Annotated in this window: 1 pseudogene; it reads right to left on the minus strand. The window is 63.1% G+C overall.

Annotation, left to right across the window (positions count from 1 at the left end):
* Positions 1-421, minus strand: a pseudogene (locus AACY19_RS26915) (hypothetical protein); the annotation flags it as partial.
* Between the last annotated feature and the right edge of the window lie 118 nt (positions 422-539).

Below are 539 nucleotides of genomic sequence, written 5' to 3' on the forward strand. Positions count from 1 at the left end.
TCACCATCTCCGAGGTCGGGCGCACGACGAGCGGTTCCTCCAGCTTGGCCTCGGGATCGGGGATCAGCCCGCCTTTGCCGTCCGCCTTCAGCCGATGATGCGTGACGACCGCCATTTCCTTGGCGAAGCCTTCGACATGCTCGGCTTCTTTCTCGAAATAGGAGAGCGGGATGAACAGCGGGAAATAGCAATTCTCATGGCCCGTCGCCTTGATCCGGTCATCGAGCAGCCGCTGGATCCGCTCCCAAATGCCGTATCCCCAGGGCCGGATCACCATGCAGCCGCGCACGCCCGATTCCTCGGCAAGATCGGCTTCTGCAATGACGGATTGATACCAGGCCGAGAAATCGGCCTCACGGGTGACGGGGAGTGCGCGTTTGATCATGCCGGTGCGGATAGCGACTGGCAACGCGCGCGTCACCCCCGCGCTTGTATCGCGCGACGCGCGGCGTCATGGACCAATGCATACTCTGGAGACACTCGATCGACGCCCCCGTCCTACCCTCCGTCGAAACGGCACCGCACTATACCCCCGACCG

The sequence above is a fragment of the Pseudomonas sp. EA_5y_Pfl2_R50 genome (assembly GCF_963970475.1).
In the GTDB taxonomy this organism is placed as follows: Bacteria; Pseudomonadota; Gammaproteobacteria; order Pseudomonadales; family Pseudomonadaceae; genus Aquipseudomonas.